Below are 12,665 nucleotides of genomic sequence, written 5' to 3'. Positions count from 1 at the left end.
GAGACCGACGTGTTTGCCGATGCCCGCCTCACCAACCTGATTGCCAACCTGCTGGCTTTGCTGGCGGTGTTGGCCATGGTGGCGGCGCTCGTGAGCTGGGTGATCCGGCGGCCGTATTTCGCCATCAGCCGCATCGAGATCGAACCCATGGCGGGCAGCAGCCTGCAATACGTCACGCCGCTGAACCTGCAGACGGCGCTGGCCGGGCAGGTGCATGGCAATTTCTTCCTGCTCAACCTCGACCAGGTACGCCACCGCATCGAGACAGCCCCCTGGGTGCGCCACGCCGCCATCCGCCGCGTGTGGCCCGCGACCCTGCTGGTGAAGATCGAAGAGCAGCAGCCGCTGGCGCTGTGGAACGAGAACCAGATGATCAATACCTGGGGCGAGGCGTTCACCGCCAACCCGGGCGAACTGCCCGACGATCTGCATTTGCCGCAGCTCAACGGCCCGGCCAGCTCCGAGCGGCTGGTGGTGCAGCGCTATGCCGAGATCGCCCGCTGGTTCGCGCCGCTGGGCCTGAGCGTGCGCGAGGCGACGCTTTCGCCGCGCTACGCCTGGGAGGTGTCCCTGTCCGATGGCGTGCACCTGACGCTGGGCCGCGACCCGGCGGCCGACGCCACCGACCCCCACGGGCGCCCTGGGGCGCTGCCCTTTGCCGCCCGCATCCAACGCTTCGTTCAGGCTTGGCCGGATTTGTCCCGGCGCCTGGGCGGCCGACTGATTGCCAGTGCCGACTTGCGCTATCCCAACGGATTCGCCATCACGCTGGCCCCTGAAACCACTGCGACTTCCCGACCCTCCAAACCATGACCCGTGACATCAAAGATCTGATCGTTGCACTCGATATCGGCACCAGCAAGGTGGTGGCCGTTGTGGCCGAGATATTGCCCGATGGCGGCTTCGAGGTCATCGGCCTGGGCCAGCATGAGTCCGAAGGCATGCGCAAGGGCGTGGTCGTCAACATCGAATCGACCGTCAACTCCATCCAGCGCGCGCTTGAAGAAGCCGAACTGATGGCCGACTGCAAGATCCGCGAGGTCTACACCGGCATCGCCGGCAGTCACATCACCAGCTTCAATTCCAGCGGCATGGTGGCGGTCAAGGACAAGGAAGTGACGGCCACCGACGTCGAGCGCGTGATCGAGACGGCCAAGGCGGTGAACATTCCCACCGACCAGAAAGTGTTGCACGTGCTCACGCAGGAGTTCATCGTCGATGCCCAGGAAGACATCCGCGAGCCGATCGGCATGAGCGGCATGCGCCTGGAAGTGCGCGTGCACATCGTCACCGGCGCGATCAGCGCGGCGCAGAACATCGTCAAGTGCGTGCGCCGCTGCGGTCTGGAAGTGCAGGATCTCATCCTGCAGCCGCTCGCCTCCAGTCTGGCCTGCCTGACGGCGGACGAAAAAGAGCTGGGCGTGGTGCTGGTGGACATCGGCGGTGGCACGACCGACATCGCCATCTACACCGGCGGGGCCATCCGCCACACCTCGGTCATTCCCATCGCGGGCGACCAGGTCACGAGCGATATCGCCGCCATGTTGCGCACGCCCACGCCGGATGCCGAGGAAATCAAACTGCGCTACGGCGTGGCCAAGCAGGTGCTGGTGGACGCCGAGGAAGTGATCGAAGTGCCGGGCCTGGGCGACCGGCCCAACCGCAGCGTCAAGCGCCAGGCCCTGGGCGCGGTGATCGAGCCGCGCATGGAAGAGTTGTTCGGATTCGTGCAGCAGGTGGTGCGCGAATCCGGGTATGAAGAATTGCTGTCGTCCGGCGTGGTGCTCACCGGGGGCACCGCGCTCATGCCGGGCATGGTCGAGCTGGCCGAGGACGTGTTTCTCAAGCCGGTGCGCGTGGCCGTGCCCGTCTACGACGGCAGTCTGGCTGATGTCATGCGCAATCCGCGCTTTGCCACAGTCATGGGTTTGTTGACCGAGGCGCGCACGCAGCGTGCCCGCGGTCGCAAGGTTGCGCAGCAGAAGGGCACCGTCAAGTCCGTTCTGACGCGCATGAAGGAGTGGTTCATGAATTGATCCGCCGGGCTCATGACCCGTCGGGCAAGTCGTGGATTTTCAGGGGATTGTTCTGTTATTCCGTATGTGAGGGAGTCAAACATGATGAATTTCGAAATGCTGGATACCAGCAGGAATGGAACCGTGATCAAGGTCGTGGGCGTGGGGGGGGCCGGTGGCAACGCCGTCGCCCACATGATCCACGCGGGGGTGCAGGGCGTGGAGTTCATCTGCGCCAACACCGATTCGCAGGCACTGGCCACGAGCGAAGCGCCGGTGCAGATTCGCCTGGGCCGCACCGGCCTGGGCGCGGGCGCCAAGCCCGACCAGGGCCGCACGGCGGCCGAGTCGGCGCGCGAGGAAATCCGCGCGGCCCTCACCGGCGCGCACATGGTGTTCATCACCGCCGGCATGGGCGGGGGCACCGGCACGGGCGCCGGCCCCGTCGTGGCCGAAGTGGCCAAAGAACTGGGCATCCTGACCGTGGGCGTGGTCACCAAGCCCTTCGTCTTCGAAGGCAACAAGCGCATGCGCCTGGCCGAGGAAGGCATCCGCGAACTCTCGCGCCACGTGCATTCGCTGGTGGTCGTCCTCAACGAAAACCTCTACGAGTTGATGGATGAGGATGCCACGCAGGAAGACTGCTTCCGCGCCGCCGACGATGTCTTGCACAATGCCTGCGCGGGCATTGCCGAAATCATCAACGTCGAAGGCAATGTGAACGTCGATTTCGAAGACGTGAAGACCATCATGGGCGAGCAAGGTCAGGCCATGATGGGCACCGCCGTGGCCGCGGGCTTGGATCGCGCGCGCATCGCCGCCGAGCAGGCCATCGCCTGCCCGCTGCTCGAAGGCGTTGATCTGCATGGCGCGCGCGGCATCCTGGTGAACATCACCGCCAGCCGCTCGCTGAAGATGCGCGAAACGCGTGAGATCATGGAAACCATCCGCAGCTATGCCTCTGAAGACGCGACCGTCATCTTCGGCACGGCCTACGATGAATCCATGGGCGAAAACCTGCGCGTCACGGTCGTGGCAACCGGCCTGGGCTCGAACATCTCGCGCCCGCAGCTGGTGGCGACGAACGTCGAAGCGCAGCGCACGGGCACGGACAACCAGCCGGTGCACCTGACGCACGATTTTTCCAGCACGGACGTGCCGTCGGTCATCCGCCGCGGCCCGCGCGCCGATGCCTCGGCCCAGGTGCGCGCGCTCGAAACCGCCGGGATGGATCACTTCGACATCCCGGCCTTCCTGCGCAAACAGGCCGACTGATCGAGCGCTGATCGGTACGCCTGACCTCACATCGCGGCTGCTGTGACGCAGATCGCGGCGCCTGGCGCGTTCACCCCTGCCCCTGGGGGTGGGCGCGCCTTCGCACGTCAATACTAGAGACGTCGGCAATTAAATATCGTGGAAAACCCGTAGACTGGGTACAATAGGGAAGTTTGGCTTTGCGTCGTCAGTCTTTGCGCAGCCCCTGTTGGCGATACAGAAGAATACTCATGCTTTTACAGCGCACCCTCAAACAGTCGATTTCCACCAAGGGCGTGGGCCTGCACTCGGGCCGCCGGGTCGAAATCACCCTGCGTCCGGCAGAACCCAACACGGGTATCGTGTTTCACCGCGTCGATCTGAACCCCATCGTCGATCTGTCGGCGCGCGCCGATGCCGTGGGCGACACCCGCATGGCTTCCGTGCTGCAGCAGGGCGCGGTGCGCGTGTCCACCGTCGAGCACCTGATGTCGGCCCTGGCGGGCCTGGGTATCGACAACCTGCACGTCGATCTCGACGCCGAAGAAGTGCCCATCATGGACGGCAGCGCCGGTACTTTCGTGTACCTGCTGCGCAGCGCCGGCCTGCAGGAGCAGGCCGCCCCCAAGCGTTTCCTGCGCGTGCTCAAGCCCGTCGAGGTTCGCGAAGGCGAAGGGCCGGGGGCCAAGTGGGCCCGGCTCGAACCCTACGACGGCTTTGCGCTGTCGTTTTCCATCGACTTTCATCACCCGGCCATCAATTCCACCGCCAACGTGGCCGAGGTCGATTTCGCCCGCGACTCCTACGTCAAGACCATCGCCCGCGCGCGCACCTTCGGCTTTGCCAGCGAGGTCGAGGCCTTGCGCTCGATGGGGCTGGCCCGGGGCGGCAGCCTGGACAACGCCATCGTCATGGACGAATATCGCGTGCTCAACGCCGATGGCCTGCGCTACGACGACGAGTTCGTCAAGCACAAGATACTCGACGCCATCGGCGACCTTTATCTGGCGGGCAAGCCGCTGGTGGCCCGCTACGTGGCCTGCAAATCGGGCCACGGGCTCAACAACCAGCTGGTGCGGGCCTTGCTGGCCCAGCAAGAATGCTGGGAACTCATCAGCTACGAGTCGCGCGAAACGGCGCCCGCCGCTTTCACGCGCGACTGGCAGATGGCCTGATGGCCGCGCGCCTGGCGGCGGGGCCAGCCGCCCCTACTGCCGGTGGTGGCGCAGCAGTCGGCCGATCGCGTCGGCCAGCGGGCCGGGGCTGACCTGGTGCTGCAATTCCGCAAACGACTGCAGGGCTTGCGTACCCAGCGGTTCGGCTTCTTTGTGGGGCTTTTGTGTCCAGGTGCGGCCCATGGCGGCGTCGATCCGGACGACAATGCTGTCGATCGGCCAGCCCTGCTGCTGCAGGTGACGGGCGGCCTGGGTGGTGAGCTGGCGCAGGCGGGCGGCATGGGCCGGGCCGGGAACCAACACCGTCATGCGCTGTCCATCGATACGGGCCACCCGCACCTGGCGTGCCACTGCCGGGGGCAGGGCGCCGCTCAGCGCGGCTTGCGCCGCCAGCAGTTCGTGGACGGTCTGCAGCAGATGCGCGCCTTCGGGTGTGTGGCTGAGCCAGTTCAGCGCGGGAACCGCGGACGAACGGCTGCGACGGTGGGATGCCCCTGACATACAGGAATGAATGGATGCAGAAAAGAGTGACGAAATGGATGAATGGTGCTGCGTGCTGTTTGCATTCTAACGTGCGGGTCGTGCGCTGGCTGGGCCTGCTGCTGGCCTTGGGGCTGGCGGCCTGGGGTGGCGCCCAGTGGCAGGCCTGGCAGAAACCTGGCCTGGACGCCGGGCAGCGCCAGGCGCTGGATGGCCAGGCCCGGCAGGAAGCCGCGCGCCTGCAGGGCAGCCTTGCGGGGCTGGCCGACAAAGTGGGCGAGCTGCAGGGCCGTGTGCTGGCCATGGAGGCCGTGCGCCGCCAGGTGGCCGAGGCCGCGGGCCTGAGCTACACCTCGCCCGAACTGGTCACCGATGAGCCCGCCCTCGACGCCGCCGCGCAGCAGCACAGCACACCAGGCACGGCTTCGCGCTCTGCCGCATGGCAGGCGGATCAGGTGATGGATGATATTCCGGCCAGCACCCCCGCCATCACCCCCATTGGCTCTGCCGAGCAACTCGGGCGCCACATCGATGCGCTCGAGCAGCGCCTGGCCATCCAGGAAGATGCCTACACCCTGGTGGGTGCTGCCTTGTCGCGGCAAACGGGCTTCCAGGCCAGCTTGCCCACGCTGGCGCCGGTCGATTACCCCGCGCTCAGTTCTTCGTTCGGCTGGCGGCGCAATCCGGTCAGTGGGCGCCATGCCATGCACGAGGGGCTGGATTTCGCCGCGCCGCGCGGCACGCCGATCCGGGCCGCGTCCGGCGGGCTGGTGGTGAGCGCCGGGTTCCAGCCGGGCTACGGCAAGATGGTCGAGATCGACCACGGCAACGGCCTGCATACCCGCTACGCTCATGCCTCCAGCCTGCTCGTCAAGGTGGGCGACCTGGTGCGCCAGGGCCAGCTGGTGGCCAAGGTGGGCAGCACGGGCCGCTCCACCGGGGCGCATCTGCATTTTGAAATCCGCATGGCCGGGTATCCGCTCGACCCCACGCTGTTCCTGCAGCCCGCTCGGGACGGCTCTTTGCAGGCCGCGGGCTCGTCGTCGCTGGCCTTGAACGATGCGCCCGCCAGAGCGGGGCCTGCCGCGCTGCGTTAAACTGCATCGTTTACCTGCGGCCACCGCTCGGTGGCCGTGCCTGAATCAATCACCCGGTTGTCCACCCCGCCAGATGCGGGATGGGCCCGCAGCGACGACACACTATGGTTTCTCTGCTCAAAAAAATCATTGGCAGCCGTAACGACCGGCTGCTGAAGCAGTACCGCAAGCAGGTCGCACAGATCAATGCGCTCGAATCCTCAATACAGGCCTTGTCCGACGACGAGCTGCAGGCCAAGACGCAAGAATTCCGCCAGCGGCTGGCCGATGGCAAATCGCTCAATTCGCTGCTGCCCGAGGCCTTCGCCGTGGTGCGCGAGGCCAGCAAGCGCGTCTTCGGCATGCGCCACTTCGACGTGCAGATGCTGGGCGCCATTGCCTTGCACAACGGCAAGATCGCCGAAATGCGCACGGGCGAGGGCAAGACGCTCATGGCCACGCTGGCGGTGTATCTCAACGCTTTACCGGGGCGTGGCGTGCACGTGGTCACGGTCAACGATTACCTCGCCCGGCGCGACGCCGAGTGGATGGGGCGGCTGTACAGTTTCCTGGGCATGACGACCGGCGTCGTGGTGCCGCAACAGGAAAACGAAGAAAAGCGCGCCGCCTATCAGGCCGACATCACCTACGGCACCAACAACGAATACGGCTTCGACTACCTGCGCGACAACATGGAATTCCGCCCGGAAGACCGCCGTCAGCGCAGCCTGGCCTACGCCATCGTCGATGAGGTCGATTCCATCCTCATCGACGAGGCGCGCACACCGCTCATCATCTCCGGCCAGGCAGAAGACAACACCGAACTCTACGTGCGCATGAACGCCGTGCCGCCGCTGCTCAGCCGCATGGCCGAAGAACCCAAGCCGCACGAGCCCGAACCCGAAGGCGACTTCTGGGTGGACGAAAAGGCGCAGCAGGTGCACATGTCCGAAGCCGGGCAGATCAAGGCCGAGCAAGTCATGGTGCAGCAGGGCATTTTGCCCGAGGGCGAGTCGCTGTACGATCCGCGCCACATCCTGCTGATGCACCACCTGATGGTGGCCTTGCGCGCCCACAATCTGTTCCACCGCGACCAGCAGTACGTCGTGCAAAACGGTGAAGTCGTCATCGTGGACGAATTCACGGGGCGCCTCATGGCGGGGCGGCGCTGGTCCGAGGGCCTGCACCAGGCCGTCGAGGCCAAGGAAGGCGTGCGCATCCAGAACGAGAACCAGACGCTGGCCTCGATCACGTTCCAGAACTATTTCCGCATGTACGACAAGCTGTCGGGCATGACGGGCACGGCCGATACCGAGGCCTACGAGTTCCAGGAAATCTACGGGCTTGAAACGGTCATCGTCCCGACCAACCGGCCCATGGCGCGCAAAGACCAGAACGATCAGGTCTTCAAGACCGACGCCGAAAAATATCAGGCCATCCTGGCCGACATCATCGACTGCCACAAGCGCGGCCAGCCGGTGCTGGTGGGCACCACCAGCATCGAGAACTCCGAACGCCTGTCGGCGGCGCTGACCCGCGACGGCCTGCCGCACGACGTGCTCAACGCCAAGCAGCACGCGCGCGAGGCGGAAATCGTGGCCGAGGCGGGCAAGCCGGGCCACATCACCATCGCCACCAACATGGCGGGCCGCGGCACCGACATCGTGCTGGGCGGCAGCGTCGACAAACAGATCGACCTCGTGCGTGCCGACCCCGACCTCAGCCCCGAGGCAAAAGAAGCGCGCGTGGCCGCCATCCGCGCCGAATGGGCGCCGGCCAACGAGGCCGTGAAAAAGGCCGGGGGCCTGCGCATCATCGGCACCGAGCGTCACGAGTCGCGGCGCATCGACAATCAGCTGCGCGGGCGCGCCGGGCGCCAGGGCGATCCGGGCTCATCGCGCTTCTATCTGTCGCTGGACGATTCCCTGATGCGCATTTTCGCGGGCGACCGCGTGCGCGCCATCATGGAACGCCTGAAGCTGCCCGAGGGCGAGCCTATCGAGGCGCGCATGGTGTCGCGTTCCATCGAGTCGGCCCAGCGCAAGGTCGAGGGTCGCAACTTCGACATCCGCAAGCAGCTGCTCGAATACGACGACGTGGCCAACGACCAGCGCAAGGTGCTCTACGGTCAGCGCAACGAGGTGCTCGAATCCGCCTCGGTGGCCGATACCATCGCCAATCTGCGCGAGGCCGAGATCACGGCGGTCTTCCGGCGCTACATCCCTGAAGAAACGATGGAAGAGCAGTGGGACGTGCCCAGCCTGCAGACGGCGCTCGAATCCGATTGGGCCATGCCCATGCCGCTGGCCGAGATGCTCGAAAAAGAGCCCAACCTCACCGACGACGACCTGCTCGAACGCGTGCTGGCCGAATCCAAGCGGCTGTACGACGAGAAGGTGGCGCTGGTGGGCCGCGAGGGCTGGGAGCCCTTCGAGCGCTCGGTGCTGCTGCAGGCGCTGGACACCAACTGGCGCTCGCACCTGGCCTCGCTCGACCACCTGCGCCAGGGCATTCACCTGCGCGGCTATGCCCAGGTCGATCCCAAGCAGGCCTACAAGCGCGAAGCCTTTACGCTGTTCTCCGACATGCTCGACCGCATCCGCAATGAAACGGTGCGCGTGCTCATGACGGTGCGTGTGCAGTCCGCCGAGCAGGTCGAGGTCGAAGAACCCGCCGCGCCCGCACTGGAAAACGTGCGCTACCACCATGCGGACTACGACGCCGCCCTGCGCGGCGAAGACCCCGGCCTCGATCAGGCGGGCAACCCGCCCGCGGCGGGTGCGGCGCCCGCTGGCGCGGTGCCGCGCGTGGGGCGCAACGATCCGTGCCCGTGCGGCAGCGGCAAGAAGTACAAGCACTGCCACGGGAAGCTGGTGTGATCCAAGGGTGGCACCGGCTCGACCGCCGTTCGGCGCAGGCTGGTGTCCCGCCAGGGCGGGCATTGTCTTATCAGCCTTATAGGCATCATATGCATCGTCACATTTGAAATATTAATAACACGATATTTACGAGTTGTTATAATTGCCCCGCTTTGCCATTACGCACGCCGTGTGTCCAACCCTGAATCCAGGGCACGCACGGCGTTCTTACGTCTTACGAGGGGATTTCATGAAACGCATCTATCGTATTTTGGCCGTGGTGGTCTGCGCCCTGGGTTTGGCCGCTTGCCAGCAGACTGTGCCGCTGCAGCAGACGCAAACCGCCACTATTCATGCGCGCAGCCTCACGGTGGTGAAGGACGCCATTATCCAGGCTGGGCTGGAGCGCGGCTGGATGATGAAGCCGGTGTCCTCGGGCGTCATCGACGGCAAGCTGTTGACGCGCGACCACGAGGTGCAGGTGCGCATCGCCTACGGTACGAGCAGTTACCAGATCGACTACGTGGATAGCCGCAACATGAAGGCGGCCAACGGCAAGATCCACCGCAAGTATGGCCAGTGGGTGCGCAATCTGGACATCGACATCCAGCGCCGCCTGGCCTTGAGCAATTCCAACTGAAATGACGGACTCTTCACGGTACGGCTACGATGCCGATTCGCTGACGGCGCTGGAAGCCATTACCGAAGCGCAGAAGATCGCCTTTGCTCCCATGGTGTTTCAGGCCGCCAGCAGTCTGTGCGAGCTAGGCGTGCTCGACTTCCTGTCGGGCTGCCGCCAGGGGGCTACCCAGGATGAAATTTGCGCGCAGTGCTCGCTGGATCGCTACGCCGCAGGGGTGTTGCTGGATCTGGCGCTCAGTGCCCGCATCCTGTATCGCCAGGGCGAGCAGTACCACCTGGGCAAGATCGGCCATTTCCTCACGCACGACCCCATGACCCGCGTCAACCTGCATTTCACGCGGGATGTCTGCTACCAGGGGCTGGCCGAGCTGACGACCTCGCTGCGCGAAGGGCGCCCCGCAGGCCTGTCCGGGTTTGGCGAGGGCAAGACCATTTACCCGCTGCTCGGCCGCTTGCCGCAAAAGGCCCGGGACAGCTGGTTCGGTTTTGACCACTTCTATTCGGACGGCGCCTTCAAGGCGGCCTTGCCTCGGGTTTTTGCCCTGGGTCCCAAGCACGTGTACGACGTGGGGGGCAATACCGGCAAGTGGGCCTTGCGCTGTTGCGAGTACGATAGTGACGTCCAGGTGACGATTCTGGATCTGCCCGAGCAGATTGCTCTGGCGCGCGACAATGTCGCCGCGCATGGCATGGCCGGGCGCATCCACTTGCACGCCGTCGATCTGCTCTGCGACGCGACGCTGCCGGGCGAGGCCGACGTCTGGTGGATGAGCCAGTTTCTGGACTGCTTTTCCGAGGCACAGATCGTGGCCATCTTGTGCAAGACGGCGGCCGCCATGCAGCCACAGGCACGGTTGTGCATCATGGAACTGTTCTGGGATCGGCAGCCCTACGAGGCCGGTGCCTTCAGCCTGAATGCATCATCCCTGTATTTCACTTGTCTGGCCAATGGCACCAGCCGCTTTTATGGTGCCGAGCAGTTTGTCGCGCTCGTGCAACAGGCGGGGCTCGAGATCGAGTCGCAGGTCGATGGCTTGGGGGTGGGGCATACGTTGCTGGTGTGCCGCAAGGCGGCTTCTGATTTTGAGTGAGGATCGAAATGGAGGGCATTCACTTTCGTCTGTTGGCCTGGCACGCGCGCGTGCCGTTGGCCAGCTGCGCCAAGTGGCTGCCCCCGTCGCAGGCCCGGCCTGGCAACCTCGTGGATGCGGCCGCAGCCATGCGGCACCTGCCCATGATGACGGCGCGGCGCCTGGGGGTGGGCGACCGGCTGGTGGTCGATGGGGTGTTGAGCCTGCTGGCCGATCAGGCGGCGGACGCCCTGGTGCTGTGTAGCCAGCACGGCGAGCTCGAGCGCAACGATCGCATCCTGCAGTCGCTGGCCGCCGACCAACCGGTGTCGCCCACCGATTTCACCATGTCGGTGCATAACGCGGCGGCAGGCACCTGCACGATCGTGGCGGGCCAGCCGCTGGTCAGTACGTCCCTGTCCGCCGGGGCTGATACCTTCCAGCAGGCGCTGTTCGAGGTGATGGGTTTCTTTCAGGCGGGCCATCGGCGGGTCATCCTGGCTGATTTCGAGGGACACATTCCGGCGTTCTACCAGCGGCAGGCTGGCGTGGTTCTGCCGGTGGCGCCCTATGCTGTGTGCCTGTTGCTTGTCCCCGGCACCGATTGGCGCTGCCAGCCCCGGCCCCTGGGCCCGGCGTCGGCTGTGCGCGTATCGACGCCAGGCGTCCTGCCGCAAAGCCTGCAGTGGCTACGGGCCCTGGTGCAGGGGCGCGATGCGCACGCGGTGCAAGGCCAGTCGCACGAATGGCACTGGAGTCATACGCCATGACGCCCGCACAGACTCTTGGCTGGTGCTGGCGCCTGATCATGACCGGGTTTTGCTTCCTGATGTTCGGCGTGGGCGGGCTGCTGCTCACGCTGCTGCTGTCCGCCGTACTGTTGCTGCGCCGTGGCGCGCGCCGCCAGTGGATCGCCCGGCACCTGATTTCCGGCGCCTTCCGTTTTTTCCTCTGGGCCGCCGCACGCCTGGGGGTGCTGGAGTTTCGCCTGCGGGGGGCCGAAAAGCTGCGGGCCGACCGGGGCTGCCTGGTGGTGGCCAATCACCCCACGCTCATCGATTACGTCATGCTGGCGGCGGTCGTGCCGACGCTCGACTGCGTCGTCAAGGCCGAAGTGTTGTCTAACCCGTTTTTTGGCGGCGTCATCCGTGCCGCCGGCTATCTGGTCAACAATCGGGCCGAGACCTTCCTGGATGACTGCCGGGCGCGGCTGGCGCAAGGCGCCTGTATCCTGATTTTTCCCGAAGGCACGCGCACTCGCCCCGGACAAGCGATCAGCCTGCAGCGCGGGGCGGCCCAGGTGGCCGTGCGTTGCCCCAGCGACGTACGCCTGGTTGCGATTCATTGCAGCGAAGCCATTTTGGCTAAACACAGCCACTGGTACGATGTGCCCGCCCGCAAGCCCGTCTTCACTGTTTCCGTCGGCGACCGCCTGAGTCCCGGCGTGCTGTTTTCCGATACCCGACCCGAGCCCTCGGTGGCCGCCCGCCGTTTGACACGCGTGCTGGCCGAACGTCTGACGCAGGGCCTACAGGGTCTCTCTTAGAGATCGTTCCATGCAAGACCTGATTCAACAAATCAAGATGCTCATCATCGAGACCTTGAACCTCGAAGGCATGTCTGCCGACGACATCGATGCGCAGGCCCCCCTGTTCGGGGACGGGCTGGGGCTCGATTCCATCGACGCGCTCGAACTGGGCCTGGCGGTGAAGAACCGCTTCGGCATCGTGCTGGCCGCCGAGGCGGAAGACACCCGCCGCCACTTTCATTCGGTGGCGAGTCTGGCGCAGTTCATTGAGGGGCAGACGGCATGAATACGTTGAGCACGCTGGACTCCGCCGCGCTGCTGGACGAAGTGTCGGCCCTGCTGGTGCAGCTCTTCGACCTCACGCCCGAGCAGGTCACCCCCGAGGCCCGGTTGTATGAAGACCTCGAGCTCGACAGCATCGACGCCGTGGATATGGTAGTGCACCTGCAGAAAAAGACGGGCCGCCGTGTGCGCCCGGAAGTGTTCAAGTCAGTGCGCACGGTGCAGGACGTCGTGCGGGTCGTTCAGGCGCTACTGCAGGAAGCCCCCGCCGCTGGGGCCGCGTGA

At 65.4% G+C, this 12,665-nt stretch carries 13 protein-coding genes; 12 read left to right on the top strand and 1 reads right to left on the bottom strand.

Annotated elements, in window-relative coordinates:
* The first annotated feature begins 9 nt into the window (after positions 1 to 9).
* From CCA01S_RS10800 to lpxC, 4 genes are all read left to right on the top strand, one after another.
* Positions 10 to 813: a cell division protein FtsQ/DivIB gene (locus CCA01S_RS10800; protein ID WP_066458210.1), complete on the top strand. Its 804-nt coding sequence runs from the start codon at positions 10 to 12 to the stop codon at positions 811 to 813.
* On the top strand, positions 810 to 2,036 hold the full coding sequence (gene ftsA, locus CCA01S_RS10795; protein WP_066458208.1) for a cell division protein FtsA: 1,227 nt from the start codon (positions 810 to 812) through the stop codon (positions 2,034 to 2,036). The genes CCA01S_RS10800 and ftsA overlap by 4 nt, the downstream gene beginning before the upstream one ends.
* 81 nt (positions 2,037 to 2,117) lie before the next feature.
* Entirely contained in the window at positions 2,118 to 3,290 is a 1,173-nt protein-coding gene (gene ftsZ, locus CCA01S_RS10790; RefSeq protein WP_066458206.1) for a cell division protein FtsZ, read from the top strand.
* Between the two features lie 230 nt (positions 3,291 to 3,520).
* On the top strand, positions 3,521 to 4,444 hold the full coding sequence (gene lpxC, locus CCA01S_RS10785) for a UDP-3-O-acyl-N-acetylglucosamine deacetylase (protein ID WP_066458203.1): 924 nt from the start codon (positions 3,521 to 3,523) through the stop codon (positions 4,442 to 4,444).
* A gap of 33 nt (positions 4,445 to 4,477) precedes the next feature.
* Here the strand turns inward: lpxC and CCA01S_RS10780 are convergent, their stop codons facing one another.
* Positions 4,478 to 4,945 (bottom strand): DciA family protein, encoded by a 468-nt coding sequence (locus tag CCA01S_RS10780; RefSeq protein ID WP_066458195.1) that lies wholly within the window; start codon positions 4,943 to 4,945, stop codon positions 4,478 to 4,480.
* A 59-nt stretch (positions 4,946 to 5,004) separates the two neighbouring features.
* Here CCA01S_RS10780 and CCA01S_RS16235 point away from each other — a divergent pair, with 59 nt between their 5' ends.
* The 8 genes from CCA01S_RS16235 to CCA01S_RS10740 all read left to right on the top strand — a co-directional run bounded on the left by CCA01S_RS16235 (position 5,005) and on the right by CCA01S_RS10740 (position 12,665).
* Entirely contained in the window at positions 5,005 to 6,021 is a 1,017-nt protein-coding gene (locus CCA01S_RS16235) for a M23 family metallopeptidase (RefSeq protein ID WP_269747421.1), read from the top strand.
* Between the two features lie 104 nt (positions 6,022 to 6,125).
* Complete coding sequence (gene secA, locus CCA01S_RS10770) at positions 6,126 to 8,879, top strand: preprotein translocase subunit SecA (RefSeq protein WP_066458188.1); 2,754 nt, start codon at positions 6,126 to 6,128, stop codon at positions 8,877 to 8,879.
* A gap of 229 nt (positions 8,880 to 9,108) precedes the next feature.
* Positions 9,109 to 9,498, top strand: a complete 390-nt coding sequence (locus tag CCA01S_RS10765) for an LptM family lipoprotein (RefSeq protein WP_066458185.1) — start codon at positions 9,109 to 9,111, stop codon at positions 9,496 to 9,498.
* A gap of 1 nt (position 9,499) precedes the next feature.
* Positions 9,500 to 10,591, top strand: coding sequence for a methyltransferase (locus CCA01S_RS10760; RefSeq protein WP_066458183.1), 1,092 nt, complete (start codon positions 9,500 to 9,502; stop codon positions 10,589 to 10,591).
* An 8-nt stretch (positions 10,592 to 10,599) separates the two neighbouring features.
* The gene (locus CCA01S_RS10755) at positions 10,600 to 11,340 is read left to right on the top strand and encodes a beta-ketoacyl synthase chain length factor (RefSeq protein WP_066458174.1); all 741 of its coding nucleotides are present in this window, start codon (positions 10,600 to 10,602) and stop codon (positions 11,338 to 11,340) included.
* The gene (locus tag CCA01S_RS10750) at positions 11,337 to 12,116 is read left to right on the top strand and encodes a lysophospholipid acyltransferase family protein (RefSeq protein WP_066458172.1); all 780 of its coding nucleotides are present in this window, start codon (positions 11,337 to 11,339) and stop codon (positions 12,114 to 12,116) included. Before CCA01S_RS10755 ends, CCA01S_RS10750 begins: the two co-directional genes overlap by 4 nt.
* 10 nt (positions 12,117 to 12,126) lie before the next feature.
* Positions 12,127 to 12,384: a phosphopantetheine-binding protein gene (locus CCA01S_RS10745; protein ID WP_066458170.1), complete on the top strand. Its 258-nt coding sequence runs from the start codon at positions 12,127 to 12,129 to the stop codon at positions 12,382 to 12,384.
* Positions 12,381 to 12,665: an acyl carrier protein gene (locus CCA01S_RS10740; RefSeq protein WP_066458166.1), complete on the top strand. Its 285-nt coding sequence runs from the start codon at positions 12,381 to 12,383 to the stop codon at positions 12,663 to 12,665. The genes CCA01S_RS10745 and CCA01S_RS10740 overlap by 4 nt, the downstream gene beginning before the upstream one ends.

The organism is Castellaniella caeni NBRC 101664, assembly GCF_001592225.1.
Classification (GTDB): Bacteria; Pseudomonadota; Gammaproteobacteria; order Burkholderiales; family Burkholderiaceae_B; genus Castellaniella; species Castellaniella caeni.
This window is presented reverse-complemented; position numbering and strand designations above follow the sequence as displayed.